Annotated in this window: 20 protein-coding genes; 7 read left to right on the forward strand and 13 right to left on the reverse strand. The window is 63.0% G+C overall.

Going from position 1 to position 21,680, the window contains the following annotated elements; all coding sequences use genetic code 11:
* Positions 1-228 precede the first annotated feature (228 nt).
* The 6 genes from Q0812_RS11835 to Q0812_RS11860 all read right to left on the reverse strand — a co-directional run bounded on the left by Q0812_RS11835 (position 229) and on the right by Q0812_RS11860 (position 7,751).
* Complete coding sequence (locus Q0812_RS11835) at positions 229-1,143, reverse strand: hypothetical protein (protein ID WP_302110547.1); 915 nt, start codon at positions 1,141-1,143, stop codon at positions 229-231.
* Positions 1,140-2,390: a hypothetical protein gene (locus Q0812_RS11840; RefSeq protein ID WP_302110548.1), complete on the reverse strand. Its 1,251-nt coding sequence runs from the start codon at positions 2,388-2,390 to the stop codon at positions 1,140-1,142. Before Q0812_RS11840 ends, Q0812_RS11835 begins: the two co-directional genes overlap by 4 nt.
* A gap of 6 nt (positions 2,391-2,396) precedes the next feature.
* Positions 2,397-3,230: a hypothetical protein gene (locus Q0812_RS11845; RefSeq protein WP_302110549.1), complete on the reverse strand. Its 834-nt coding sequence runs from the start codon at positions 3,228-3,230 to the stop codon at positions 2,397-2,399.
* Positions 3,223-4,623, reverse strand: coding sequence for a hypothetical protein (locus Q0812_RS11850; protein ID WP_302110550.1), 1,401 nt, complete (start codon positions 4,621-4,623; stop codon positions 3,223-3,225). Before Q0812_RS11850 ends, Q0812_RS11845 begins: the two co-directional genes overlap by 8 nt.
* A 342-nt stretch (positions 4,624-4,965) precedes the next feature.
* Positions 4,966-6,420 (reverse strand): argonaute/piwi family protein, encoded by a 1,455-nt coding sequence (locus tag Q0812_RS11855; RefSeq protein WP_302110551.1) that lies wholly within the window; start codon positions 6,418-6,420, stop codon positions 4,966-4,968.
* The gene (locus Q0812_RS11860; protein ID WP_302110552.1) at positions 6,420-7,751 is read right to left on the reverse strand and encodes a DUF4365 domain-containing protein; all 1,332 of its coding nucleotides are present in this window, start codon (positions 7,749-7,751) and stop codon (positions 6,420-6,422) included. The genes Q0812_RS11855 and Q0812_RS11860 overlap by 1 nt, the downstream gene beginning before the upstream one ends.
* A gap of 113 nt (positions 7,752-7,864) precedes the next feature.
* Here Q0812_RS11860 and Q0812_RS11865 point away from each other — a divergent pair, with 113 nt between their 5' ends.
* A complete protein-coding gene (locus Q0812_RS11865; protein ID WP_302110553.1) occupies positions 7,865-8,509 on the forward strand; it encodes a DUF2026 family protein in 645 nt (214 codons plus the stop codon).
* A 13-nt stretch (positions 8,510-8,522) separates the two neighbouring features.
* On the opposite strand, the gene Q0812_RS11870 is transcribed toward Q0812_RS11865, so the two are convergent.
* From Q0812_RS11870 to Q0812_RS11880, 4 genes are all read right to left on the reverse strand, one after another.
* A complete protein-coding gene (locus Q0812_RS11870) occupies positions 8,523-9,341 on the reverse strand; it encodes an RES family NAD+ phosphorylase (RefSeq protein ID WP_302110554.1) in 819 nt (272 codons plus the stop codon).
* A gap of 166 nt (positions 9,342-9,507) precedes the next feature.
* On the reverse strand, positions 9,508-9,918 hold the full coding sequence (locus Q0812_RS11875; RefSeq protein ID WP_302110555.1) for a thermonuclease family protein: 411 nt from the start codon (positions 9,916-9,918) through the stop codon (positions 9,508-9,510).
* Positions 9,915-10,274 (reverse strand): excalibur calcium-binding domain-containing protein, encoded by a 360-nt coding sequence (locus Q0812_RS13780; protein WP_425281569.1) that lies wholly within the window; start codon positions 10,272-10,274, stop codon positions 9,915-9,917. Before Q0812_RS13780 ends, Q0812_RS11875 begins: the two co-directional genes overlap by 4 nt.
* Positions 10,275-11,114: 840 nt before the next feature.
* Complete coding sequence (locus Q0812_RS11880; protein WP_302110556.1) at positions 11,115-11,312, reverse strand: hypothetical protein; 198 nt, start codon at positions 11,310-11,312, stop codon at positions 11,115-11,117.
* 197 nt (positions 11,313-11,509) lie between these two features.
* On the opposite strand from Q0812_RS11880, the gene Q0812_RS11885 reads away from it, so the two are divergent.
* Together Q0812_RS11885 and Q0812_RS11890 are read left to right on the forward strand one after the other, a co-directional pair.
* Positions 11,510-12,601, forward strand: a complete 1,092-nt coding sequence (locus Q0812_RS11885; RefSeq protein WP_302110557.1) for a ComEC/Rec2 family competence protein — start codon at positions 11,510-11,512, stop codon at positions 12,599-12,601.
* 5 nt (positions 12,602-12,606) lie between these two features.
* Positions 12,607-13,359: a hypothetical protein gene (locus tag Q0812_RS11890; protein ID WP_302110558.1), complete on the forward strand. Its 753-nt coding sequence runs from the start codon at positions 12,607-12,609 to the stop codon at positions 13,357-13,359.
* A 259-nt stretch (positions 13,360-13,618) separates the two neighbouring features.
* Here the strand turns inward: Q0812_RS11890 and Q0812_RS11895 are convergent, their stop codons facing one another.
* Positions 13,619-13,816 carry a hypothetical protein gene (locus tag Q0812_RS11895; protein ID WP_302110559.1) on the reverse strand — a complete coding sequence of 66 codons (198 nt, stop codon included), beginning with the start codon at positions 13,814-13,816 and terminating at the stop codon, positions 13,619-13,621.
* Between the two features lie 11 nt (positions 13,817-13,827).
* Between Q0812_RS11895 and Q0812_RS11900 the strand changes: the two genes are divergently transcribed.
* From Q0812_RS11900 to Q0812_RS13785, 3 genes are read left to right on the forward strand one after another with little or no spacing between them, the layout of a single operon-like run.
* The gene (locus tag Q0812_RS11900) at positions 13,828-14,334 is read left to right on the forward strand and encodes a multiubiquitin domain-containing protein (RefSeq protein ID WP_302110560.1); all 507 of its coding nucleotides are present in this window, start codon (positions 13,828-13,830) and stop codon (positions 14,332-14,334) included.
* Positions 14,294-15,493, forward strand: a complete 1,200-nt coding sequence (locus Q0812_RS11905; protein WP_341923625.1) for a ThiF family adenylyltransferase — start codon at positions 14,294-14,296, stop codon at positions 15,491-15,493. Before Q0812_RS11900 ends, Q0812_RS11905 begins: the two co-directional genes overlap by 41 nt.
* Positions 15,490-15,885 carry a ubiquitination-like system serine protease family protein gene (locus Q0812_RS13785; RefSeq protein ID WP_425281570.1) on the forward strand — a complete coding sequence of 132 codons (396 nt, stop codon included), beginning with the start codon at positions 15,490-15,492 and terminating at the stop codon, positions 15,883-15,885. The genes Q0812_RS11905 and Q0812_RS13785 overlap by 4 nt, the downstream gene beginning before the upstream one ends.
* A 49-nt stretch (positions 15,886-15,934) precedes the next feature.
* Here Q0812_RS13785 and Q0812_RS11910 read toward each other — a convergent pair whose 3' ends face one another.
* Together Q0812_RS11910 and Q0812_RS11915 are read right to left on the reverse strand one after the other, a co-directional pair.
* A complete protein-coding gene (locus Q0812_RS11910) occupies positions 15,935-17,524 on the reverse strand; it encodes a recombinase family protein (RefSeq protein WP_302110562.1) in 1,590 nt (529 codons plus the stop codon).
* Positions 17,525-17,729: 205 nt separating this feature from the next.
* On the reverse strand, positions 17,730-19,631 hold the full coding sequence (locus Q0812_RS11915; RefSeq protein WP_302110563.1) for a ParB/RepB/Spo0J family partition protein: 1,902 nt from the start codon (positions 19,629-19,631) through the stop codon (positions 17,730-17,732).
* A gap of 296 nt (positions 19,632-19,927) precedes the next feature.
* On the opposite strand from Q0812_RS11915, the gene Q0812_RS11920 reads away from it, so the two are divergent.
* The gene (locus tag Q0812_RS11920) at positions 19,928-21,232 is read left to right on the forward strand and encodes a hypothetical protein (RefSeq protein ID WP_302110564.1); all 1,305 of its coding nucleotides are present in this window, start codon (positions 19,928-19,930) and stop codon (positions 21,230-21,232) included.
* Positions 21,233-21,680 lie beyond the last annotated feature (448 nt).

Genomic DNA, 21,680 nt, shown 5'->3' on the forward strand with positions numbered 1-21,680 from the left:
CCTCCTGTTCCACCTGCTCTCTGAGGGCCTGGCCGGTTGCTGGGGTAGGCGAGAGCTTGGCCTCCGCCTCTCACCTCGCAAGCCAGCGGCGCACCCAATGGCCCACGACGTTGAGAACACTAGACCGAGCCGGATGTCGCTTAGGGCCTCCAGACGGAACTCTCCCTCTCCGGACGGCTGCCTTCAGACGCTCCAGATTGTCATCGAGGGCATCGCGGGCGCGACGCATCAGTTCCTCCTCCGATGCTCCGGCTGGGCCTGGCCGGTTGAGCGTCGAAGGCGGATCTCGATCCGTCTTCTGGACTGGTCATCGCGGGGCGCAGTGCCGTCAGCCATACGGTCTACCGGCACGATCATCTGGGCACCGGACAGCGGCAGGATAGTCACGTTGGCCAAACGGGGATCGGCACGCAGGATACGGACGACGGCCACAGCCCTCGCCATGGCGAGACCGGCATTGTCGGTCGATCGCAGTTCGGCGATTGGATAGCCGCCAGCCGAAGCTGTGATGAGGCGTCCGTCGAGATTGCTGGTTCCCACCATCGGAACCTCGTCGGTGTGACCTATTACCTCGATCACGTTGACGTCGTAGTCGGCGACGGCCGAAGCCAGCATGGGCACGATGTCGGTGCGCAGGCTCTGCTCGAACTCGGGTCGTAGCGTCGCCTTGCCGCTCTCGAAATAATAGCCGCCCGCCTCGCTCAGGTTGAAGAAGGGCGGCCATTCTCCCTCCCGCCCGCGTTCGGCGGCGGAGACGGCGCGTCTGAGGTAGTCGGCCGGGTCGTCTTCACCGGCGGCCTCACGCACCTGTCGACCCAGTTCCGCGTCCTCAACGAGGGTCGATAGTCCTTCCTCGCGGCCCGAACGCTCAATCTGGTCGCGAACCTCGATTGCGCGCACCAGCTCCCGAAAATAGTCGTCCGCGTTCTGCGCCTGTGGATAGGCCTGCTGGAGGCGCTCTATAAGGCGAGAGGCGCCGCCTTGGTCCAGGGCGGCGATGCGCCGGTCCCGGTTCTGAAGCGCAGCCGCCAGCGCCATGAGCAGTAGGAACAGCAGAAGGACCATCACCTCGGCGATCGTCAGGCCAAGGACCAGGCCGCGGCGATAGGCCCTGTCCTGACGAAGATCAGGAAGGTCGGTCATTCCGGCCGCCGCTCCACCTTCTCGACGAGCTCACGCGTCATCTCGACCAGGGCTCCGTGGACCTTCGCGACGTTCTCCCGCGAGCGCGCCACCTCCTGCTCCAGCGCGCTGTTGTGTCGGGCAGCTGTCTCGGCACCTGCCCGCACCTGTTCCCCGAGGCTCTCAACCAGCGCAGCCTGGGACCGGACAACCGCTTCCAGATCACCCCGCAGCCGCTCGAGCACGCCGGCGATCCCCGCCATCGCCTCGTCCGCGACAGCTCGTGGCACGGCCTGGATGTCGGACAGCTTTCCGGCCAGCACACGCTCAAGCCGGACGGTCGATTCGTTCAGCCCCTCGACGTGCTGTCCCAGGCGGGAAGCTGCGGCGGCCATTTCCCGCACGGTGTCGGCCGCGCCGGCCTGCAGCTGCCCAACACCGCTGCTCTGTTCGACGAGATCACGCAGGATGACCTGCGACCGCTCGGCCGCACTTTCGAGCGCATTCAGGGCTGTCGTTATGCGGGACTGGGCCTCCTCAAGCCCCGCGAGGGCTGCTGCGTGACTTTCGATCCCGCTCACCACCCGGTCAGTGGCGGTGGTGATCTTCTTTGAGCGGGAGACCGTGGCCTCCGATGTTTCTGTGACCGCTGTGGTCGCCTGGCCCGCCACCTCCCTGACCGCCGTCCCGGCGGCGTCCGCTACCGAGCGAATGCCATCCACCATCTCGGCACGAAGTTCCTCAAGGGACTGCCGGGTCTGGCGGCTGAAGTCGTTCATGCTGACGACCGCCCGGGACAGCTCAGCCTTCAGCTTGCCTGAGGCAGCCGCAAGCTCCAGCCGCGCGGAGGTTTCTGCCTCGGCGATGTCGGGACGGCTTTGATTGAAATAGACCCGAAGTACGAGCCCCACGATCGTTGTCAGAAGCGCGACGCCGAAGCCGCTTATAATCGTGTCGGCGGTTTCGGCCGGATTGAAGGTGAAGATCGCATAGGCCAAGCTCGCCAGGGTGTAGACGAGTCCGAGATAATAGCAGTTGTCTCCAGCTTGGTCGCTTCGCAGCCGACCGGTACCCGTCTGCTGGATAAGAAGCGCATAGGCGAGGATGGCCGCGGCCGCGCAAAGCGCGATGACGACGGCGTGGACACCTATGACCTTGCTCAGAATGATCAGGGCGGCACCGCCGAAGGCGAAGCACAGAAAGCCGTAACGATCGATGAGCCCTCGCTCGGTCAGGCGATCCACGAAAGAGATGCCGCTGCCCGTCATTTCAGCTTATCCACTCACGTTGTAGGCGCGCGTGACCGTCGCGCCCTGTGCGGTCAGCAAGGCATCCCACAGATCCACGAGCGCACGCGGCTGGGTCCGTGTGGTATCCGAACGCTCCAGCATCCAGATCTCGGCCTCGACATCCCTCAGGTCGGTGCGGACGCGCCGAAACGCGGCGGATTCCACGAAGGCCTCCGCAGACGGGAGCCCACGGTAGAAGCTGACTGTGTCGGTGTTCTGGAGCAGGTCCGACGCCAAGATCAGACGCCGGGGAAGACCTTGGACCTCTGGTGCGAGGAGTTCCGTCAGCGCCGCGGATTGGACGGACTCGAGGATCGGAGAGCGCGTGGAGCCGCTTGCCCGGGAAAGGTCGGTGAAGGCCTCGTTCAGCGGCAGGACGAACTCCTCGGCGTGCATCCGTTGGACCCTCCCCGGGTTACCGGTCCACTCGCTGACGTCCTCGGCCCTTCCGGGATTGCACCGCACGATCACAGGTTCAAGCAGTCGGTCGGCAGCAGAGTCGACCTTCATGACCACAAGCTTGCCGTAACGCGGGATTGAGTTGCGCAGAACGGCCAGCTGGTTTTGGAAGTCCTGGCGCTGCGCCACCGTCATGGGGTCCGTCACGTCCACGAGAAGGAGCACGACGCTTGCCGGTTCAGCGGGACAGAGGGTTTCGGGGTCTAGCGCCCTGTGGCCTCGGGACACCATGAGGTAACCGCCGAGCACAACGACGCCGGCAAGTCCGACCAGCCCGATCTTCAGCCAGCCCTTTCGCGTCTCGCTTTCAGCAGCCCGATTTGCCGGCCGCGCCCTGCGGGACTGTCGGTTCCTACGCATCGGAGAGTTTCCGTTTCAGCGCGTCGAGAGGTTCAAAGGCCCCTACAGCTTCATCGAAGGCTGACGAGAGGTCGCCGATGGCCCGGTCAAGCATAGTCTCTGCCGACCTGATGTCAGTTTCCGATACCGGAAGCGGCGGCGGCGGCGGCAGCACCGTGCGGGGCAAAACCCAGGGGGTGGAGAAGGTGGGGGGAGATGGCGTCGACCGGGCCGCCTGGTTGGCGGCGCGATAGTCCTGCAGCAGACTGTTGGCAATCACTTCAAGCTGGTTGCTGAACTCGTCAAAACGCCGCACGAAGGCCGCTCGCGCAGCGAGAATCTGTCCCCTTTCAGCGGCCTGGCCTGCCAGTTCGTCGCGAACCGAAGCGACCTCGTCGACGGCCTCATCGCGGATTTCCTGCAGTTCCGCCGTCGCGGATTCCACCGCTGACGCATAGGCGTCGCAGCGTTCATCGTGGCGCCGCGAGACGCGACCGAAGCCCGGATAGGGGTCGTCCATACGAAAGCCGGAGAGAGCGGCCAGGGCCGCAAACAGAATGCCTGCGAGCAGAAGCGCCCAGGAATAGATGCTGTCTGGCGCTCCAGACATCATGGCGAGCGCCTGAACTTCCGGATTCTCAACGCCGCTGACCTTGGCGTCTCTGTAGTGGGCCGCGCCTACATTCCAGACGAGCATCAGCACGATCCACAGTGCCGTGACGGTCCACCCGATGACTTTACGCATGGGAGCACGGTGAAGAGTCTGGGGCCACACCAGTCGGCCTACAACGGCAGCGATTCCGACGTTGAGCGCCCCAATCGTTCCGGCCGCGACCACGCCGCCGAGATAGCCCATGTCGTCATTTTGGCGGAGCAGCGAGGCGTTGAGCAGGGTCTCGACGCCCCACGCGCCGACAATGGCGCCCCAGCCGGCCGGCCCGGAAAGAGCGCGGTGAGCGGGCCGGCGCAGCCCGTGTTCCAGACAGAACTCTCGCAGTTCGGAGTAAGAGCTCTCAATGTCGTCCTTGCGGTTGGCCAGACGATTGAGTGCGTTGCCGACGCTGGCCCTGAAATCGCTTACAGCAAGCCGTGCCGAGGCGGCGATAGAGGAGGTGCTCCCAAGAAGGGCGAGTTCTGCGCTCCGGCCGTCGTACGTGCGGATGCTGTTTGCCGCGTCCGACTGCGCACGCGCGTACACTTCCAAGACGTGCGTAGCGATCTCTGCTTCCACGAAATCAAGCGTCCGCAGATGTGAGGGCGGCTGTTCCAGCGCCCCCTGTTCGGTGCCGCGCTCGCGGAGCCTCAAGCGCTCAGACGTCGCCTCCCTGTCGATCTGGATGAACGGATCTTCCATCGGAGCGAGCAGTGGCTCGCGCCGAGCGAACAGTTCCCGCAGTTTCGCCATTGCCCCCATGGCTGCACCATATGCGGGAGATATCCTGGGTGGAAGCCCCGGGAAATTCAGTGCACTGGGTCCACAAACTGGCAGGCACCGGACACGTCCATGCAACCCCTTTCCTGTTCAGGGCCGCGGTCTCACTTCGCCGACTTGCGGGACCCCAGCCCGGCGAAGCGTCATGGTCGGCCCGCGCGGGGGGCCTGGGCGTTCTGACCCCCGCGCCTGACTCCAATCGGACCTTGCGAAGGTCCACTAGTCGGAGTTCGGCGTAGCGCCAGCCTCCGCGGCGACGACCTGTCTCAACGGCGACGTTGGGGAGGTCTGCTGATTGCGCGGAATAGCAGTTAAGGCCGCTGGCTACGTGTATCGCCGAAAATCCGGCGAAACGTCCGCGCCGTACTCGACGTGTTTGAGGATGCGCCCGACTTCACGGGCTGCCTTGATGGGCGCAGGGAGCTTCTGATCAAACTGCGTTGTATTCCAATTGACCTTCGTCAGCGCCAGCACGTCCTTCGCCAGCGCCAAGAGGTTGCTGTCGGTATTTTGGTGCGGCACCAGCAGCAGCGGGCGCGGTACGCGCAGCCCTGGGTAGGTCCCGTAGAAGGGGACGCTGCCGCGCGTATAGAGTAGGCCTTTGCCGCCCAGATCGACGAACGTGCCACGCAGGACGGGGTAATTGCCGTCACGGAACATCGCTATCGGTGAGCTTTCCTGCACCCACACGAGATCACACATCTCGATCCCGTGTTTTTGGAGCGCTGCGTCGATTCCTTCCGCCTCTTCGGGCCGGAATCGCGACGTTTTGAGGACAACCAGCCGCGCGGGTACGTGGCGGTGATGCGCCTTGTAGGCGGCAATCGACTGCGCGACCAAGTCCTCCGCACCCTGAGCGGTCAAGTACGGATGTCGGCCCCGTATTTCGGTCTGCGCACGAGCACCGCGCAGGATGAGTCCGCGTCCGCGTTCGTCGAACATCTGGGCCGTGCTCGTCCAGAGCTGCTGGCCATCGAGGTCGCGATAGAAACCGATTCCAAGGAAGCTTGCGCGATACTCAGCCTGATGTGGGAGAAGCCGCCACGGCACCTTGCCCGCCTTATAGAACAGCGCGTTCAGGAGATTCCATGCACGGGTGGCTTTGACCTGCGTCTGGCGATTGCTGTCCCGCTTCACCTTCCGGGGGATTTTCGCGGCGTCATCCCATGTGTCTGGCCAGACGATCTGGGTTGGCACCGGCAGATGAAGCGTCTTGGCCTTTAGCAGGTCGCGGAAATTGAGCATGTCGCCACGCTCGTCGTAGTCCTCGCCAGCGTCAGCATCTTCCTCACTCTTCGCATTGACCAGCTTCTCGATCAGGGCAACCGGGAGGGCGAGAACGATCACGTCCGGTTTGGCGCTGCCTTCGACGAGCGCTGAGATCTGGCCCGTGATCAGTTCCACGGCTTGAATGACCGCTTCGTCGTGACGGCCGATGGTGGTGATTTCGCTGACCTGGCGCCGCGAAATGGAGACGGTTCCACCCTCCGGTACCTCGAATTTGCAGCGGAACGGGTTCTGATTTCCAAGGCCGGGGAAGTCCGGATTGAGATTGATGAGTTGCTTATTGCCGCTTTCGATTCCGCGTCCGGTCTCGGCGAGGAATTCGGTGAATCCCGCAACCGTGTCGTCTGTGCCGATCACACCGACACGAACGACCTCTCCGGAGCGGGGCTGGAGCGGACCGAACTCCCGCAAGCCCTGGCGGGGGTCGCAATGCTGGCCCCCATCGCCGAACTCAAGCATCGGCTCGTCGAAGACATGCGCCTTGAACGGCATCAGACGCCCCCTTCTTCGAAGAGGTCCAGCGCTTCCATCTCTTTCGCGCGAGGATCAGTCCGGCTCCACGAATCCTCGGGAACGGCTTGGGAGAGTTGAATGATGGGCAGACGCTCGAACTGAAGGAGAGGGGCGGAAGTGCCAGTGTCGAAAAGCCCAACGTCATGGGTTCCGCTCTCAACAAGCAGGTGTTGCCACATCATCACCTGTCCGCGGACAGCCGCATTGCGCTCAAGGCGCTTTTTCCCGGCGAGCAGCGCCTCGGGATACCGGTGCGGCTGGAACCCGTCATAGGTGAAATAGAAATCGGGATCCACGACGACAAACCATTCGTCTGCAAGCCGCTCGAAACGCAGCCGCGCGGCGTGGTGCCGGACATACCCACGCCCTTCCTTCTTTTTGCTCGCATAGGCACTTACCACCTTGGCGGAGGTCTCATTGACGTTCGCCATATACCGGTAGCTCCGCCCCTTGTTGGGAGCTGTGGCCTTGAAGTGAAAGAGCCGATCCTTACGCAGATAGACGAGCTGCCCCCAAGTCTGCCGCTCGACGGTGCGGCGGAGCAAATCCATCGTGTCGATCAGATCGTCCTGCTCGTCGTTCAGCGCAAATAGTTTTGTATCGACCGCTTCAACCTGATCCAGATCGACAATGGCGCGGGTGCCGAAATCCCGTGGATCAAAAAAGGAAACAAACCGGCGCTTCCGGATGACCCAGTCGAATCGAGTGTTGCCGTGCTTGACCAGCTCGGGCACCGCATCCTGCCCGCTCCCGAATGGGGAGGTGGCGATGAAGATTTCCTCGGGCATCTTCACACGCAGCAGGTTGATGATGGCGCCCTCGCCCTGATTTAGAGGAGGTAGGAAGACGCCCGGCGTTCCCCGGTCTATTGTCAGGTTGCCAAGCCGATCCCCGCATGTCCGGTCAAAGAGGTCATCCCGTTTGTCGAATCGCAGGCGGCGCTCTTCGCCTCTCACGCAGTCGGTGACCTCCTTCCAGTACGCCGTCTCGTCAGACTTCCGCCATAGCACGATCACGACAGGGATATTTGACGTGCGCCAGTATTTCAGATCGTCGGGCTTGAGCAGATATTCAAATCCGCGATCATCCTCGCGGGTGTATTGTCCGTTGTCCGTAGACTTCACCTGCACGGCCAGCAATTTACCCAGAGGTGCACCGCTGCGCGGATCGCGCAGTTCGATCAGGCCATCCGTGCCTGCTTCCAGCCGCCCGCGATGCTCGTAGATGAAGCCGGTTTCGAGCACGATCTTCTTGACCGCCGTCTCGCCGAGTTCCCCAAGCACCTGGCTATCGGTGATTCTCTTGGACATCCGGCCATCATACGGCGCTTTGCGGTTGCGCCGAAGAGTATTGTTCGCGTTATGTTTCGCGCTGCCCCCGGGCCGTGTTGTCTGGTCCCCTACGGTGCCCCTAAGGAGGTCGTGTGTCTAAATCCCCCGCGGCGCGGTTCCTGATGCCCCTGAGCGAGTACAACCGCATCTACCAAGTCGCGCATGGCACCATTGGAGACGTGGGCGACGCGCACCGCGCCTGCATGTTCTTCAATGCGTTCGGTGCTTACGTCCTCAGTAAACACTACAAAATCCCCGCGCGAGTCGTCGCGGGAGCCTTTGGACTCTGTGTGAGCGACCGGCCGGATGTGGCGTTCTTCGGCCACCACACGGACGGTCGTCTGAGTTCATCGTCGGACGGCTTTCATATGTGGGTCCAAACCGAGACACACGTCTTGGACTTTATGGCACCAATCTTCCCTGAAGTGTTCGGCAGTTTGCTGCCTGACCGGCAGCTTCCCCGGAAGATGCTGCAGAAGCTAATCGCGGCCGAGGCGGCAGGTGCGTCTTCGTTGGCCGCCACCGGGGATTTCGTGACTTTCCCTGACCTCAACCTAACCAATCAGCTGGTCGATAACTTCTTCAACCGGCCCGCGAATGGCGATCTGATAATGGTGGCGGAGGCTTGGTTCGGCTCCCGCCGCACGAAGCAGAAGCGCTCGTTCGCTATGCAAAACGACCTCGGCGAAGTCTACGAACTGGCACTGCCCGCTACGGTGGCCACGGGCGCGTGGTAAGGTCGATCGGCGACTAGGAACTTGGGGCAGACAGCGGTTCAGAGGGGGCATCGCCCGGTGACTCCTGCATGAACCAGAAGTCGTCAGCTGCCTCGAAGGTCGGCTGGATTTCCTTCACCCGGAAGAGACCGCAGTTCACGACCCTAGCAACGTCGGGGTTAAACAGGGCGATGTTGTAACCGTCCACACCGAACGCGCTCTTGTAGGCAACGCCGCCATAACCAGCTTGCTTAAAGGTCTCCGCCAGGATTTGGGTCGCGGCGTAATCGGCCTCGTTGTCTGAGCGCGCCAGGGGTTCAGCGAAAGCGCGGTCGATGTGGGACCACACGGCCTCCTTACGGAGATCTGCATCGGGCTCTTCGAAATAGAACGGCGTCCTTTGGTGGCCGCGGGTGCAGTCGACGACCTCAAGGTCCTGCAGCAAGCGGAGCTGACCCACCGATACATAGGAGCCAACCCAAGGCCGCACTTCCGACATAGCGGTTTCTTTTGTGGTGGCGACGTAGAGACTGGGAATTCCGCGCGGGTTCGCACGTCCGTCCGAAGCGCGACCCGAGAGGGGCTTCATTCGACTGGCAGAATATGCGCATGGGATCTCGATCTCGGCTTCCTCGGGGCCCGTAAGCCGCCAGTCATGCCCAAGCTGCGCCCGCCAAAAGTGCGATCCCGCCTTTAGGGTGCCGACCCGTTCCCGGCAGGTCTCCAAGACCGTCTGTAGGAAGGTCTCGCTTGCTGCGGTGCGGACGTAACGGAGCTCACTGCGGACCGACTGCTGGAAGATCCAAAAGCTACGCCAGGACGGGAATTCGTGGAGGGCCGGTTCTCCGGCCATGGGCGGCATCTCGGACATCGCCACAGTTATGGCGCAAGAGGGCCCGGGTGAGGAATCTGTTTCAACTCGATCGGCGCAACGGTTCGGCTGCGGTGCTTCTGAGTCGCCGGTGAACGTCCGAAATGCGGCTTGGAGCCAACGTCTGCACCTGGCGCAGGGCGGTCGTTCAGCGACGACCCCGCCGCCAATCCTCTGGTGGAACAAACTCGGTGGTCCACATGCCTAGGCGCTGCCGTCGGGCCCGCGTTTCCTCGGTGAGGTAGTCCCGGCTGTAGCGCACATAGGCCAAGGCCCAGCCCTCGCCGACCAGCGCACCGGCTATATCGCGTCCCGCAACGCGGCACGTGGCGATGATCCGCCGATAGCGATCGCGGGACCGGCCCGTACAGTTCACCGGCCGCCGTCCGATGATCGCGACGAGGCGTGCTCGGGACTCGGCTCCGCAGGCCAGGGGCCCGCAGGTCTGGCGCAACTCAGGTGCATCGATGCCATGCAGGCGAATACGTTCATCGCCAATACGGAGTGTATCCCCGTCGATGACGTAGGCGGATCCGCTGACATCCAGATCGGCGATCATTCGCAGCCAATCCCATCACCATCACGGTCCAGATGAGGACCATAGCCCGGCTCGCCTCGCAGGACGGGCGCTGCGCCGGCGGCCCGGGCTGCTGCACAGTTCGCGAAGGGCCTGCCGTTTGCCAGTGGCCGAACAGGCGGGGCCTCCGGCCGCTGCGCTGACGGGCGCTCACTGTCACCGGGAGCCCTATGGCAGTGCCGCGCTCCGGAGCGACGGTCCCTGTGGCACCCATCAGCGGCCAAGCCGCCCGGATGGGCGCTGACGGCACCAGCGGTGACGAGGCTGAGAGCCAGCAGGACTGCGGCGCACTTCATGAACCTCTCCCCCTCAGCTGGGCGATGCCAGAGCCACCGCATTGCCCAACGGCTAAGCCCTACGCTACTGCGCGACGCTCGTCTGCAAAAGGGCAAGGATCGGCCCGCCCAGGGGCGTCAGGAGGAGGGCTAGGAGACCGATAGCAAGGAAGAAGGCCAGATTAATGCACCAAGCCGCGAAGGCCCGCGGCCGCTTCCAGGGAAGCGGCGGCCAGGGGAAGCCGTAGTTCGGTTCACGATCCATCCACCGCCCCTTCGGTTCAGTGCGTCAGCATTGGATTGCGCAAGACGCAGTGTGGAAAGCTCGGCAATACCGATAGGGAAGCGTCGGCCCAACCTCGGGGCGCGGCTGGTCTCTAGCCACGATCGCGTACGGCACGGAGTGTTCGGAGCTGATTTTGGGTGTGCTTCATCGCGGCTCGTGCGTCACCCAGTGCCGCTGACGCAGCCTGAGAGGGAGAACTCAGAGCCCTGGCCCGTGCAATGGCCTCGTCGGCTTTCTCCTCACGCAGCCGGTCTTCTAACTCGTTGATCTCATCATCATGAGGGCTCGCCATTGCCGTAAGATGTCGGGATCCCGTCGGATCATCAAGGATAGCCTGCAGAGCCTGGCCAGCAGGCCTTCGATTGAGGACGTCAGGACTTCACCTAAACCTTACGCCACTGATCGCTCCTCAATCGTCCGACACCGGGCCTTGCACCATTCGAACTGACTAGGGTGCTCAAGCGCCCATTCGTAGCTCGTCGCACACAGCGCCTGGAGCGTCTCTGTAGGGACCAAAGGTTGTTGTGTAGTGTCCGTAGCACCCAGCTAGCGGTCGCAATGTGCGTCCAACTGCACGGGTACGGTCCAAAGTTCCCGCTGTCATACCATCAGGCGACCTACAGCTCGCCGAGCGACACGCGTCTGCCGGCTGGGCCCGTGAGACCCATCACCTCGATCAACTCCATCTGGAAGATGGCTGCCTCGTTGATGGTTTCGCCGAGCATGGCGATGAGCTCGAGGGAGCTGAGGATGAGCTCGAAGAACGCATCATCCCTGCTCCCTGGCTTTGGTGCGCCTATGGTGTTCGTTGTCATAGGAGGAGTGCTTGGCTACTAAGCGCCGGATCGACCACCCGGCCTAGGCATCATGAGCGCGGCAGGGGAGTTTGAAACGGCGGTGGTTCGGCGCCGACAGCACCACATTAGGTTGTCCACAGGGGTTCAGTTGCATCCCGAGTGGTACTATGGTCCGAGAAAGCGCACTCGATTCATTAACCCTTCACCCCACCACCATGGCAGACTTTTTTGAAATAGATATCCTTCCGGTCGAAACAAAGAAGAGCGGCGACGCTTTAGCCCTTCGCTATCGCTTAGACGGTCTAACTTGGGTTCATGTAGTCGATGGCGGATACCAGTCGACCGGGCCTGCAGTCGTTGAGCACATAGCCAAGTACTATGACGGCGCGACTTATATAGACAACGTCGTTGTGACTCACCCAGATGGTGATCACGCTGGTGGTCTGCGCACGGTGCTTGAGGAGTGTGAGGTTGGCACGCTCTGGATGCTGAGGCCGTGGCTATATGCTGCAGAGATCATTGATCGGTTCACGAGGTTCTCTTCTGTAGAGAACCTGGAGCGTCGCTTGCGAGAGGTTTATCCGAATTTAGTCGCGCTTGAAGAAATTGCCATTCGCAAGGGCATACCGATCGAAGATCCATTCCAGGGAACGACCATAGGACATTTCCATGTCCTAGCGCCGACAAAGGCGAGGTACCTGGACCTAGTGGTGGCCTCGGAGCGCACTCCCGAATCCGTGAAGGAAGCGGAGGAAACCGCCCTCACCAAGGTGGGATCGTTCTTCGAAGCGACAGCAGCCCGGCTCGTAAATCTGGTTAAGGCAGCCTGGGGTGAAGAGAGCTTCTCTACTCAGGAGACAAGTGCTGAGAATGAGATGAGTGTAGTTCAGTATGCCGAACTCCTAGGTGAGCGAATCGTGTTGACCGGAGATGCCGGCCGAGCAGGCCTCGCAGAGGCGGCCGACTATGCTCCATTGGTAGGACTTCAGCTCCCGGGAGTGGATCGCTTCCAGGTCCCGCACCATGCATCGCGACGCAACGTCTCAACAGAACTGCTCGATCGATGGCTCGGGCCGCGATTGGCAACCCAGCCAGCGAGGGGCGAGGAGAAATTTACCGCGTTCATCAGCTCGGCACTGGAAGACCCAGACCACCCTCGCGACTCGGTTGTGCGCGCACTGATCCACCGTGGGGCAAGGGTTATTGCTACCGAAGGGGTTGGCAAGCGCACTGGCCACAACGCACCTCGCCGGGATGGCTGGGTTGCGGCGACGCCACTCGCTTATCCAGAGGCAAACGAGGAGTAGGCAAAATGGCTAATCCTCTTGAAAACCTGTTCGATTCATACTCACGTCAGGCGCGCGTCTACCCAGCGCTCCTCGTCTTATTGCCTGTCATTGTGACTGTCTGGTCCTGGTTCCCTGAGACCGTATTGGGAAGCGTCGGGGGAGCGATTGCGACACTCGCAATCTCCTGCGGAGCAGTCTTCTTCTTGGCTGACATCGCCCGAGCACAGGGAAAGCGGGTCGAGCGGCGTCTATTAGGCAAGTGGGGTGGATGGCCCACTACGCTCTGGATGCGTCATCAAGACCAAAGCTTAAACGAAGCAACACGGGCACGTTACCACGCCAAACTGCAGAGCCGGGTGCCTGGCGGGGTCCCGACCCTTGCAGAAGAGCAGGCCGATCTTGCAGCTGCCGACCTCCGCTACGCCTCAGCAGTAGATTGGTTGAAGGAACAGTGTCGCGGAGCAGACTTCCGACTCATCCATAAGGAGAATGCAAGCTACGGCTTTCGCCGAAATATGCTGGGTCTGCGGCCAGGCGGGGTCGCTCTTGCAGGCCTTGGCTGCATTGCGGTTTTGGGCTCAGTGTTTCAGCCAGTCGTGATTGGGGAGAAGACGCTCCCGGAGAGCGTTGCCAACATGCACTTTGAACTGGTTGTCGCGGCTCTAGTGACTGGCGTCTTTCTGGTCAGTTGGCTGTTGGTTGTTCGAGAGAGATGGGTTAGAGAGGCAGCTGACCAGTATGCACGAGCACTGCTATCTGCATGCGAGAATCTGTAGACTTTAGGACTTCTGGACTTCGTCCGTGTCCTGTGCGGCGCGCCTCTCCGCGTGCTGGCGGCAGCGCTTCAGGCACCACCTGAACTGTTCAGGGTGCTCAAGCGCCCATTCGTAGCTCGTCTCTGCGAGTGACCGGAGCGTCTCCAGGGGGACCAAAGGTTGCTGTCTATCGTTCATAACTCCCAGCTAGCGGTCGCAATGTGCGTCCAACTGCATGGGGCACGGTTCCAAAGTTCCCGCTGTCATACCATCAGGCGACCTACAGCTCGCTGAGCGACACGCGTCTGCCGGTTGGGCCCGTGAGACCCATCACCTCAATCAGCTCCATCTGGAAGATGGCTGCCTCGTTGATGGTTTCGCCGAGCATGGCGATGAGCTCGAGGGAGCTGAGGATGAGATCGAAGAACGCATCATCCCTGCTCCCTGGCCTTGGTGCGCCTATGGTGTTCGTTGTCATACGAGGAGTGCTTGGCTGCTAAGCGCCGGATCGACCACGCCGGCCTAGGCATCATGGGCGCGGCAGCGGAGTTTGAAACGGCGGCGGCTTGGCACACCGATACACGGCCCCTACGTCCAAAAAAGTCGCATCGGGTACATACCCTCAACGCGGTTCCTGCGCTTGCGCAGATTCTCTCAAAGGGGGAGAATGACATCAGGATGGTCTCGCGCGCCGAGGGACTTTTATCACTAAGAGATAACACCATGAGCAAACCCGAGCAGGACAACGGTCGCGGAAGCGACAAAGAAGTGACTATATTCGTTGGTGAAGACGAGCACATCGTGCCGAAGGCGAAGATTTCGTACGACGCCATTGTTGCGCTCTATCTCAAGGATGGCGGACATGCGTCAGCTGAATACCTTGTGAAGTACTCCCACGGTCATTCATCTGACTCGAGCGGAACGCTGGCACCAGGTAAGGATGTGATGGTACACGATGGCATGCGATTTAGAGTTTCAGGAACTGGCGAATCGTAATCCGTTCCTTCGGGATCTGGACGAACAAGGCTATGAGGTCGATTTTATAAGCGGCCACATCGTTGTTTTTGGCCTACCCTACCTTAAGGCAGATGGCTCGCTTGGTTACGGGGATCTAGCAACTCCGTGCGAGCCGACAGCCGACGGAATCATAGATGTGCCGGAGGATCATCAAGCGTGGTTTCGTGGTGATCGCCCGCACGATCAAAGTGGGCGTCAGCTACGCCTGGGCGGCGGCCCCCACGCAATCGTCATAACGGAGACGCTCAGAACGGATCACTCATTCTCGTTTAAATTGAACGAAGGAGGGGCAATGCGGCCGTATCACTCGTTCGAAGAAAAGATCCAAACCTACATCGACGCCATAGTTCCACCTGCCCTGGCCGCACATCCTGACGCAACACCGCTCCGAGGAATCTCAATTAAAGCTGCGAAACACGAGAGCCCCTTACGACTGCCGGACACGCTTTCATCTCGCTATCATATGAATGACCTCTCCGCTCGGCTCTTAGGTAAGAGGGTGGCAATCATCGGTCTTGGGGGAACGGGCTCTTACATTCTCGATTTCATCGCACGCACCCACCTGGCAGAGATTGTGCTGTTTGATGATGACAAACTTCACATCCACACGTTCTTTCGATTTCCTGGATTTATGAAGCCCGTTACAGGCAAAAAGGTCGATGTGCTCGCGAGGGTTTACGACGGTTGGCATGGAGCCATCTCCGCCAAGCCCGAGCGCATCACGCAGGAGAACATTGAGAGCCTTGCGGGATTCGATTTCGTTTTCGTCTCGGTCGATCATGGCCCTTCCCGTGTCCTCATAGTGGACTGGCTCACGTCGCACGACGTCCCGTTCGTCGACTGTGGCATGGGACTGAACAGGGGGGTGGGCGGCCTTAGTGGGATCGTTCGTATTACCGGCACCGATCGAGACGCCTACACACAGACCGCTGGCTCTGTGCACCTACCTGCCGGAGACCCGGTCGGCGGCGAGTATAGGCGCCAGGGTCAGATCGCTGAGATGAATGCACTCAATGCCGCGCTCGCAGTGATCAGATTCAAGCAGCATTTTGGGATATATGAGCACCTAGACGACGGGATCTCGTATCTGTTCGACAGCGCTACCTACGAGATGGACTCTAAAAAGAGGACGTCATGAGATATCGATACGAGGAGGTGACAAAGACGCCAAAACCGCTTGAGGCTGGTATCGTATACCATAATCCGAGTTTCGAGCTGGCTACATTGTTATGTGCGTGCGGGTGCGGCCACAAGGTTACGCTTTTAGTCCCCGACGGACACAGGGTGATCAACAACAGCGGATACGCAACCATAACACCCTCGATCGGCGTGTTCGATGCGCCATGCATGTCGCACTACTTCATTACGAATGGGCATGTGCGTATGTTGATGCCATTCCGTGGCGCGCAGGCGGCCTCTGTTATGCGGTCACAGATCGCTAGGCATGCGCGTCGCGATGAGAAACCGGTTGAGGAAGCACGAGGTTTTTGGGCGGGTCTTAAAAAACTCTGGAAACGCTTCTTTCGATAGGTGTGTCGCGGGGACTTTGGGACGTTAGGACTTCGACTTCGTCCCCACCTTACGCAGCCAGCCTCCCCACGTGCTGACGACACCGGTCCCTGCACCGCTCGAACTGCGTGGGGTGCTCAAGCGCCCATTCGTAGCTCGTCGCACACAGCGCCTCTAGCGTCTCCGGGGGGACCAAAGGTTGCTGTGTAGTGTCCATAGCACCCAGCAGTCTAGGACAAGCCCCGATTTCAGCGACGATGCGAAACGGTTTCGCGGCCTCAAACCTGAGGATTTTACCCTCCAGGACCGGGTTCGATGTGACCGTTTTGACGATCTCGCGCTTGTCCCCCTCTTCGCCGCCCGAAAACCAATCCATGGCGTACTTGCTGAACGCGAGCACGGTCTCGGCGGGTTCGATGTACCTGACGGTATCAGGCCCTTGCGGGCCGCTTCGGCCGGTGCTGAGGCGGGCGCGGGCAGCCGTGAGGCGGCTGCGGTCGGTGAGGTATTCGGTCTCGGTGATGATCTCCCGCAGCCTCAGGTCGGTGAGCGTCCGCAGCTGTCCGTCCAGATCGTCGAGCTCGGCCTCACTCGCCCGGACGCGGCTCCGCTCCACATCCTCCAGACCCTTCCGCACATGGGCGTATATGGCGGCGGGCAAGGCGAAGGCGCGTAGGCCGTCCTCGATCTGCCGCTCCAGATGGCGCACCTCGACCGAGGGCTCCTTGCAGATGGGCCTGCGGCTGCAGTGGTAGTAGGTATAGCGGTGGCCGTGGCGGCTGGTCTTGTGTTCCGCCGTGAGATGCCAGCCGCACGCGCCGCAGCGGATCAGGCCCGTATAGGTGAAGCTGTGCCGCCGGGGATTGTCGGCGCGGCGGATGCGGCGTTGCACGGCCTCGAACTCCTCGGGAGTTACGGCGGGCTGGTGCCGGCCTGGATGAGTCTCGCCGTTCCAGACGATGACGCCTGCATAAAAGGGGTTGGTGAGGATCTGGTGGACGGTGTTGCGCTGGATGAGGCCGCCGCCGCGCCCGCTGTCGCGCGTCCGGAACTGCCACACCTCGCGCGCGATGCGCCAGGCTCCTACCGCGCTCTCGCCTTGTAGGATGAGCTGGAAGAGCTGGCGTATGCGATCGAAGCGGGCCGGGTCGATGACGATTGTCCGAGTGGCGGGATCGTTGAGATAGCCCGTGGGAGCCTGGTTGGGCCGCCAGCCGCGTTCAAGCTTGGCGCGGTTGCCACGCTTCACCACCTCGGAGAGGTTGTCGGAATAGTACTTCGAGTAGCCGAACATGACGTTCAGCATGAACTTGCCCTGGGAGTTGTTCTCGAAGGTGTAGGTGGCGAACTTGAGGTCTTTGAGCCCTCCCGTGTCGAGCAGGTAGACGAGCCGCCCGCCGTCGATGGAGTTGCGCGCCAGTCGGTCCGGAGCCCAGGCGATGAGGCCTTCGGCCTCGCCCGCCTCGATGCGGCGGATCATGGCGTCGAAGACGGGCCGACCCGGGGCCTTGGCGCTCCGGGCCTCCACACACACCTCCACCACGCGGACGCCGGGATTGGAGAGGAACGCCCGCTCCAGCTCCGCGCGCTGGGAGTCGATGGACATGACCTGACGGTCTTCCGCCTCGGTCGATTTGCGGCAGTAAAGGAAGTATTTCATGAGGACGTCCCCCAAGTCCCGATGTCCCGCGACGTCTGGGGGCTGACGCCGAGTCTAAGGCGCCGCAGGCGTCTTGCGCCAATCGAAACGCCGTGGCCTGGCGCCTCATGGTGCGCCGGGGCCGCGCCCCGCGCCAGGCGGCGCTCGGGCGACGGCGGCGCTCCGGAAAGTTGGGAGGGGACTTAAGCGCCCCCTCCCGATGACTTTAGGCCGGAGGGGCCGCCGCGGGCCTCAACAGCGGCGGCAGCCAGCCTTCCGCGCCAAGGAGGTCGGCGGCGGCTTGGACCAGCGCGTCCTTCTTCAGGCCGTCCAGCCTTGCGACGGCCTCCGGATGGGCCTCGGCGACCGCCGCGAGGATTTGCGCCTTACTGAGGCGGCCGAAGTAGCTCTGCGGCGTGGCCTGCCAGTAGCGGCGCATGTCCAGCCCCACCAGATCGGCGAGGTCGTCGTCGCTCCAGCGGCCCCACGCACTGCTCCGCGTTCGCACCGCGTTGAGACTGAGGGAGACACAGTGGGCCAGCAGGCTCAGCCGCTCCTCGGCGGACAGCTGGGCGAGCGCGGTCCATACGGCGTCCCGGCTCTCCGGCAGGCGCGCCGCCCAATGGGCGTGGCGCGCCTCTATGGCTTCCACCGCGGGCGTATCGGCGATGCCCTCCGCATAGGGCTCAAGGGCCGTGTGAGTGAGAGTGATCTCTAGACAGCTGCCGCCCCGGCCATGGCCGAAGGTCTGCTGCACGAGCACATGAAGCAGCGCGAGGAAGGCCGCCTCGGGATGCTCCGCCAACCGGTCGCGCAGCGCCGCCGTGCGGTGCGCCGCGAGGTCGGCGATCAGGCGCTCGGGCAGAGGCTTGGGTCCGCCGTCCACCTCGGCTTCACCGGACCCTTCTTCCCGATCAGCGTCAGCCCCCTCCGCCGCCTCCGCTTCCGGGGCGGGTGGTTCATCCTGCGGGCGCACGAAGCCCCGGTCCACACGGACCTTTCCGTCTCGGCCCAGGCTGACCAGAAGCCCCGCCAGAGCGCGCTGCTCATCGTCGAACACCGGGGCGGCGGCGGCGGCCAGTTCGGCCTCGATCTCTCCGAGCCGGGTCTCGATCTCCGGAGGAGCCTCGGCGTCCTCGCCAAGGCTGGCGATGTGTCCGTCATATTCGTCGGCCAAGGCCTTCAGGCGCGCCTTGGTAGCGTCATCATGGGCGGGGCTGTGCGGATAAAGGCGGCGCAGGCCGTGATCGTGCGGATAGTCCAGCAGGCTCTCCGCCCAGCGCCAGCCCTCGGCCAACCGCAGACGTTCGGCCTCGGTCCTGAGGGCGGACAGGACTAGCTCCTCCAGCAGGCCCACATCCTCGAACCAGCCGCCCTGATCCTCGGCAAACAGGTCGCGCCGGATGCGTCCGCCCGCCGCCTCATAGGCCTCCGGGCCGATGAAGACGGCGCGCCGGTCGGTGGCGGGGACCTCGGCCTCAGTCAGGACGCGGCGGATGTAGGATGGCGAGCGGTTGTAGGACAGCTGCTCGTAGACCTGCTCCTGCCGGGCGTGGTCGTCGGTGACGGCGAAGGCCATCAGCTGGTCGAGCCCCAGCTCTCCGTCGCGGTAGAGGCGAAGGAGGTTTGGGCTCACCGCCCCCAAGCGGAGCCGCTGGCGCACCGTGTGGGCGGTGATGCCGAAGCGCGCGCCGATCTCCTCGGCGCTCCAGCCCTTGGTCTCCGCTAAGTCGCGGAAGGCCTCGAACTGGTCGGCGGGGTGCATGGCGAAGCGGGTGACGTTCTCATCGAGGCTGATCTCGAAGGCGTCGTTGTCGCTGTCCAGAAGGCAGCGAACCGGCGCGGTCTTGCTGATCTGCTTGCGCTTGGCCAGCAGCCGCAGGGCCTGCCGCCGTCCCTCGCCGATGGTTACGAGATAGGCTCCGGTCTCGCCGCCTTCGGCGGAGCGTTCCGGCTCGACCACGGGCGGTTGCAGCAGGCCCTTGACGGCGATGGAGGCCGCCAAGCTCTCGATGTCGGTGGGCGCGTGGGGGGTCCGCCGCGCATTGCGAGGCGAGGCTTTCAGCTTGCTCAACGGCACGTGGATTTCAACGCCGCGCTGCACGGGTTGGGATGGTTGCATCGTCATGGGAGTGTCCTTTCGGGTTGGGTCGCAGGCGCAAGGGCGCGCCTGCGGCCCTGCCCGTCGGCGAGACCGGGGGTAGCAAGCGCCTGGGCGGACCGGCGGAGGGGGATCACCCAGTCTGCACGGAGCGCAGCGGAGGAAGACTGGGGAGACCGCCGGTCCGGCGGCGCAGCCGCGCACCCTGGCGTGCGCGAGGGGCGGCGCCCCTTAGTCTAAAACCCGACCGACTGACCCACTCCGTCTCAGGACCGGACGGACCGCCGCCTGGCGATGAGGCGCCCGCTCGGTAAGCTCAGGGGATGAGCCCGACAGACGCTGTCCCGACGATCTCGCGCCGCCTCGCCGATGGCCGTCTGGTGGAGCTCGTCTATGATCCCGACCGTCAGGCGACGGCCTTAGCGATCCATGACCCGGATGGCGCGACGCACCTTGTCCCGGAGGTCTCGGTCGCCGGCGGCGAACGGCTAATTCCCTACGCGGCGACCAACAATCTCATTGCTACCGGCTGCGTGCTGCTGCCGTCCGAACCGGTGGACTACGGCGACAAGGCCCAGCTGCTGGCCGACATCCGCACCTATCTGCGCCGCTACGTCGATCTCTCCCCGGCCTTCGAGGGCGTCGCCGCCCATTACGCGCTCTTCAGCTGGGTCTATGAGGCCTTCAGCGAAGCGCCCTATCTGCGTTTCCGCGGCGACTACGGCACCGGCAAGACCCGCGCCCTCCTGGCGCTCGGCTCCATCTGCTACAAGCCCTTCTTTGCCTCGGGCGCCTCCACCGTCTCGCCGATCTTTCATGTGCTGGACGCCTTCCAGGGCACCCTGGTGCTGGACGAGGCCGACTTCCGCTTCACCGACGCCACGGCCAGCCTGACCAAGGTCCTCAACAACGGCAACGCCGTCGGCCTGCCGGTGCTGCGCAGTGTCGCCAACCGGCATAAGGAATACAGCCCCCGCGCCTTCCGCGTCTTCGGGCCCAAGCTCGTGGGCATGCGCGAGCGCTTCGGCGACGAGGCCCTGGAAAGCCGCTTCCTGACCGAGGAGACGGGCCTGCGCCCGCTGCGGGACGACATACCTCTCGCCACGCCGGCGGACCTTCAGACTGACGCGCTCATCCTGCGCAACAAGCTCCTCATGTGGCGCTTCCGGAACCTGAACGTTGTCGCCAGCGATCCCAGCCGCGCCGCACCGGATGTGGAGCCGCGGCTGAATCAGACGGCGCTGCCGCTGCTGTCGCTCATGGACGATCTGGCCGTCCGCGGCGCGCTTCAACAACGGCTGGCCCTGGAACAGGCGCGCCTGCGCGCCGATCGTGCGGGCGCCCCGGAAGCGCGCGTCCTAGTCGCCCTGTCTGGTCTCTTCGCAAGCGCGACCCCAGGCGCCGTGCCCATCAGCGCCGTGGTCGAGCGGCTGAACGCCGAGGGCGTGAAGACGGGGAGCCAGACGGTCACGGCCAAATGGATGGGCTGGTTTCTGCGCACCCGCCTGCGGCTAACCACCCTCAGAACGCGTGGCGTCTACGTGATCCCGTCCTCGGAAGCGGGCAAGGTCGAGGCCCTGGCGCGGCGTTTCGGCGTCGCGGCCGGCGTCGTGGATACCGCCCCTTAGCGTCACCCTGTGCGCCGCCGTCGCGGTGGGTGACGGCGCCGGCATGCACAGAGCGCCGCCTCGTGTCGTCCGCCAAGCTTGCGACAATGGACGCAGGCCCTTCTGGGGCTTCCATAACGCTCTGTCTGCTATGCCACATGCCAAGCATCTTCGTCGGCACCGGCGGCAGTGGGCGCTTTCGCAGGAGCATGTTGCGCTCCTCCTCGGACTCAAAGCCCGCAGCCTCGTGTCTCGTTACGAAAGGGGAGAAGGTCTCCCTCATCTCAGGTGCGCCCTCGCTTATCAGTTCATTTTCGGGGCGCCGCTTACGGATCTGTTCCCCGAACTCGCGCAAGACGTCCTCGACGCCGTCATGCAGCGCGCCGCCCTTCTCGACGAGCAATGCCGCGATCCCAGCGATCCTGCCGCTCAACGCCGAGCCGCCCTGTTGCAGAACATGATCGAACGC

The organism is Peiella sedimenti, assembly GCF_030504955.1.
In the GTDB taxonomy this organism is placed as follows: Bacteria; Pseudomonadota; Alphaproteobacteria; order Caulobacterales; family Caulobacteraceae; genus Brevundimonas; species Brevundimonas sedimenti.

What these genes read in the sequence shown, in the direction of transcription:
- Q0812_RS11835 (WP_302110547.1), bottom strand. Translation starts at nt 1,143, where the DNA reads ATGACCGACCTTCCTGATCTTCGTCAGGACAGGGCCTATCGCCGCGGC.
- Q0812_RS11840 (WP_302110548.1), bottom strand. Translation starts at nt 2,390, where the DNA reads ATGACGGGCAGCGGCATCTCTTTCGTGGATCGCCTGACCGAGCGAGGG.
- Q0812_RS11845 (WP_302110549.1), bottom strand. Translation starts at nt 3,230, where the DNA reads ATGCGTAGGAACCGACAGTCCCGCAGGGCGCGGCCGGCAAATCGGGCT.
- Q0812_RS11850 (WP_302110550.1), bottom strand. Translation starts at nt 4,623, where the DNA reads ATGGGGGCAATGGCGAAACTGCGGGAACTGTTCGCTCGGCGCGAGCCA.
- Q0812_RS11855 (WP_302110551.1), bottom strand. Translation starts at nt 6,420, where the DNA reads ATGCCGTTCAAGGCGCATGTCTTCGACGAGCCGATGCTTGAGTTCGGC.
- Q0812_RS11860 (WP_302110552.1), bottom strand. Translation starts at nt 7,751, where the DNA reads ATGTCCAAGAGAATCACCGATAGCCAGGTGCTTGGGGAACTCGGCGAG.
- Q0812_RS11870 (WP_302110554.1), bottom strand. Translation starts at nt 9,341, where the DNA reads ATGGCCGGAGAACCGGCCCTCCACGAATTCCCGTCCTGGCGTAGCTTT.
- Q0812_RS11875 (WP_302110555.1), bottom strand. Translation starts at nt 9,918, where the DNA reads ATGATCGCCGATCTGGATGTCAGCGGATCCGCCTACGTCATCGACGGG.
- Q0812_RS13780 (WP_425281569.1), bottom strand. Translation starts at nt 10,274, where the DNA reads ATGCGGTGGCTCTGGCATCGCCCAGCTGAGGGGGAGAGGTTCATGAAG.
- Q0812_RS11880 (WP_302110556.1), bottom strand. Translation starts at nt 11,312, where the DNA reads ATGACAACGAACACCATAGGCGCACCAAAGCCAGGGAGCAGGGATGAT.
- Q0812_RS11885 (WP_302110557.1), top strand. Translation starts at nt 11,510, where the DNA reads ATGGCAGACTTTTTTGAAATAGATATCCTTCCGGTCGAAACAAAGAAG.
- Q0812_RS11890 (WP_302110558.1), top strand. Translation starts at nt 12,607, where the DNA reads ATGGCTAATCCTCTTGAAAACCTGTTCGATTCATACTCACGTCAGGCG.
- Q0812_RS11895 (WP_302110559.1), bottom strand. Translation starts at nt 13,816, where the DNA reads ATGACAACGAACACCATAGGCGCACCAAGGCCAGGGAGCAGGGATGAT.
- Q0812_RS11905 (WP_341923625.1), top strand. Translation starts at nt 14,294, where the DNA reads ATGGCATGCGATTTAGAGTTTCAGGAACTGGCGAATCGTAATCCGTTC.
- Q0812_RS13785 (WP_425281570.1), top strand. Translation starts at nt 15,490, where the DNA reads ATGAGATATCGATACGAGGAGGTGACAAAGACGCCAAAACCGCTTGAG.
- Q0812_RS11910 (WP_302110562.1), bottom strand. Translation starts at nt 17,524, where the DNA reads ATGAAATACTTCCTTTACTGCCGCAAATCGACCGAGGCGGAAGACCGT.
- Q0812_RS11915 (WP_302110563.1), bottom strand. Translation starts at nt 19,631, where the DNA reads ATGACGATGCAACCATCCCAACCCGTGCAGCGCGGCGTTGAAATCCAC.
- Q0812_RS11920 (WP_302110564.1), top strand. Translation starts at nt 19,928, where the DNA reads ATGAGCCCGACAGACGCTGTCCCGACGATCTCGCGCCGCCTCGCCGAT.